Source organism: Nocardioides sp., assembly GCF_047607185.1.
In the GTDB taxonomy this organism is placed as follows: Bacteria; Actinomycetota; Actinomycetes; order Propionibacteriales; family Nocardioidaceae; genus Nocardioides.
In genome coordinates, this window is the sequence record NZ_JASGDQ010000097.1 from 1 (window position 1) to 3,211 (window position 3,211).

General features: G+C 64.5%; 4 protein-coding genes. 2 read left to right on the plus strand and 2 right to left on the minus strand.

Features of this window, described 5'->3' with window-relative positions:
• Nucleotides 1-629, minus strand: a 629-nt coding sequence (locus tag QM595_RS11590; RefSeq protein ID WP_415171709.1) for a CaiB/BaiF CoA transferase family protein, incomplete at its 3' end; no start/stop codon positions are given.
• Nucleotides 630-781: 152 nt separating this feature from the next.
• Between QM595_RS11590 and QM595_RS11595 the strand changes: the two genes are divergently transcribed.
• Together QM595_RS11595 and QM595_RS11600 are read left to right on the plus strand one after the other, a co-directional pair.
• Nucleotides 782-1,537, plus strand: coding sequence for a FadR/GntR family transcriptional regulator (locus QM595_RS11595; protein ID WP_415171710.1), 756 nt, complete (start codon nucleotides 782-784; stop codon nucleotides 1,535-1,537).
• 235 nt (nucleotides 1,538-1,772) lie between these two features.
• A complete protein-coding gene (locus tag QM595_RS11600) occupies nucleotides 1,773-2,693 on the plus strand; it encodes an alpha/beta hydrolase (RefSeq protein WP_415171711.1) in 921 nt (306 codons plus the stop codon).
• 46 nt (nucleotides 2,694-2,739) lie between these two features.
• Here the strand turns inward: QM595_RS11600 and QM595_RS11605 are convergent.
• Nucleotides 2,740-3,211 (minus strand): ATP-binding cassette domain-containing protein (locus tag QM595_RS11605; RefSeq protein ID WP_415171712.1); only part of this gene is annotated, 472 nt, incomplete at its 5' end.

Below are 3,211 nucleotides of genomic sequence, written 5' to 3' on the forward strand. Positions count from 1 at the left end.
GACACGTCGATCAGGTCTCCGGTACCCTCAGCCCGCTGGCGCACTACCGCGGCGCTGATCGCGAGGGCCGCGCACATCCCGGTCACCACGTCGGACATGGCGGTCGACACACGCTGCGGCGGACCGCCCTTGGCGCCGGTCACCGACATGAGACCCGACCGGGCCTGGGCCGCGAGGTCGTAGCCGGGCTCGGCATGTGCGGGCCCGTCGAGGCCGAATCCTGACATCGCACAGTAGATCAACGACGGCTGCGCCGCACGCAGGGTCTCCGGATCGACACCGAGGCGGGTGAGCTTGGAGGGATTGAGGTTCTGCATGAACACATCGGCCTGGGCGATGAGTTCCTTGAGTGCGCACATGCCCTCCGGATCGCGAACGTCAAGCACCAGCGAGCGCTTGTTGCGGTTGGCCGACGCGAACCACGCCGACTCGCCGTCGATGAACGGCGGGCCCCAGCCACGGGCGTCGTCGCCCACTCCCGGCTTCTCAACCTTGATGACGTCGGCGCCGAGGTCGGCCAGGTACATGGACGCGGTGGGGCCGGCATACGACGTCGTGAGGTCGACCACCCGCAGCCCTGCGAGGGGTCCGCACGGCGTGACATTACCCACGGTGTTGCGATCTCCCATGGACGTATACTATCTGACAATTATAGCAAATGTCAACTGACAGAAAGTCACACTGATCAATCCGCTGTTGCGTCCGGCGCTCGCGCCTATCATCAGTTCGGTCGTACGACTGTTAGTGTCAAAGGCATCTCACAAGCACGGAAGGAACGGCCGTGGCGAAAGACAGCAGCATTGCCAGCTCCACGACTCAACGCGTCATCGGGCAGAAGGTGCTCCGTCCACGGCAGCAGGTCGAGGAGTCGCTACGCAAGGCGATCCTCAGCGGCCAGCTTCGCAGCGGAGAACGCCTCCCTCCCGAGACCGAGCTGGCCCGCCAGTTCAGCGTCAGCCGTCCGACGATCCGCGAGGCGCTCTCGGCACTCGAGACGCAAGGACTCATCAACAAGGTTCCCGGCGCCGGTGGCGGCAGCTTCGTCCAGACCGTTGATCACCATGCCCTCGGACAGGTCGTGCAGGAATCGATGCACAACCTGATCCAGTTGGGCAGCGTGAACTTCAACGAGGTCTCGCTCGTCCGTCAGTACCTTGAGATCCCGGCCGCCTCGCTCGCCGCACGTAACCGCACGGACGAGGACGTGGCCGAGCTCAAGGACATCATCGACGAGCAACGATCCCGCTCAGTGGACGACCCGCTGATCGCCGATCTCGACGCGCGCTTCCACATCGCCATCGCGCGCATGTCCGGCAATCGCATCCTCGCCTCGCTGGTGTACGCCCTGCACAGCGAATCGGAGCCGGTCGCGTATCTCGACCTGTCGCCCGATGTCGGTCGCCAGACTTTCGCCCAGCATGTCGCGATCGTCAAAGCCATCACCGTTCAGGATCCGGAGGCGGCACAGGCGGCAGTGACCGAGCACCTCACGTACCTGCGCGAGCACATCAAGAATCACGTCGACCAGCCGGTATGACGCCGGGCGCTCCGATAGCGCCATGCAGCCGAACTGTCGAGTTCACGCACCCATACGCGCGTGGAATGAGCCGACAAGACGACGATCTTCGAAGAGCGCCTACCCCGTGCGTAAATGTCAGTCTATATGACATGTGTAAGATGATGTGCATCGAGGTGCTCGAAGCGCCCAATGCGAGAGCGTTGATGCGACCCGTCGACGCCTCATACGCACGACGACTCACCGAGGAGCCCCCATGACGAGAATCACCCCACCAACCCGAGGGGGCTTCGCCACCCGAGTGATCGGACAGGATGTGACCTATTTCGAGATCGACTCCGACGCCACGGGTCGCCGGTACGCCATCTCGGTCGCACGCCCCGCCGGATACGCCGCAGCAGAGGCACCTCTGCCCGTGGCCTACGCGCTCGATGGCCAGTCCCACGGCAGCCTGATCGAACACCTCCATCGTCGACTCACCAGCACAGAGGCGGTCCGCGGAGTCCCCCCATTCGTCCAGGTCACGATCGGATACCCGTTCGAGGTCGGCCGAGAGGCGTCGGTCCTCCGCTATCTCGACTTCCTGCCAGCAGGAGAGCCGATGAATCCCGCAATGCCGGACTACATCCGCCAGCACATCCGCGCAGGTGAGGGTGTGGCTGGCGATGCCATCAGCGAGCGGTTTCTCGAAAGCAGCTCGAAGGGGACAGCGGACAGGTTTCTCAGATTCATCGAACAGGAGCTGCATCCGGCTGTCGCATCCGCGCACCGCGTCAGCAGCGGCGATGCCGGCCTGTTCGGGTTCTCCTACGGCGGCGCCTTCGCGCTCTTCGCGCTGACCGCCGACAGCACGCTCTTCTCCCGATACGGCGCGAGCAGCCCTGGGATGCTCGTCCCGGACAGCCAGATCTTCGCCCTGTACCGGGAATTCGCCGAACGCAACTCCTCGAGTTCGCGTGAGCGGCATCTGCACCTCACCGTCGCTGATCTGGAGATGTTCGGACCTATCCAGATCTATCGCGACCTCGGGACCCAGATCACCCGCTTCTACGATCTGCTCTGCTCCCTCCCGACTCCCGGCCTGACGACGACAACTGAAGTCACCATCGGCGTCGACCATGAGAGCGGCGCGGGGGCTGCCTACGTGAGCTTCGTCCGCGCTTGCTTCGGGCCCTGAGCAGCATCTCGCCCTCGGCACGGCGGCCGGGAGGGGTCCGCGCTCGTCACGTCGAACGAGTGCGGACCACTCCGGTCTCCGCAAGAGCCGAGGCGTCCTCCACCGCCCAACGGAGCTCACGACGCTCGCGCTGCCGCCGAGGATCCGGGACCGGCGCAGCGAGCAGCAGCTTCTTCGTGTAGGGATGCTGCGGCCGCGAGCCGATCACTTCGGCATCACCCCGTTCCACGACCTCACCTCGATACATCACAGCCACGCGCTGGGAGATGTGCCTGACGAGCGCGAGATCATGGGCGATGAACAGATACGCGACTCCGGTCTGGACCTGGATCTCCTCGAAGAGTTCCATGACTCGATCCTGAGTGGAGACGTCGAGGGCGCTAACGGGCTCATCGCACACGACGAGCTTCGGATCCACCATGAGAGAGCGAGCGATCGCGATGCGCTGACGTTGGCCGCCGGAGAACTCGCGCGGCAGCCGACGCAGGGCGTTGCTCGGAAGATTGACACGCTCGATC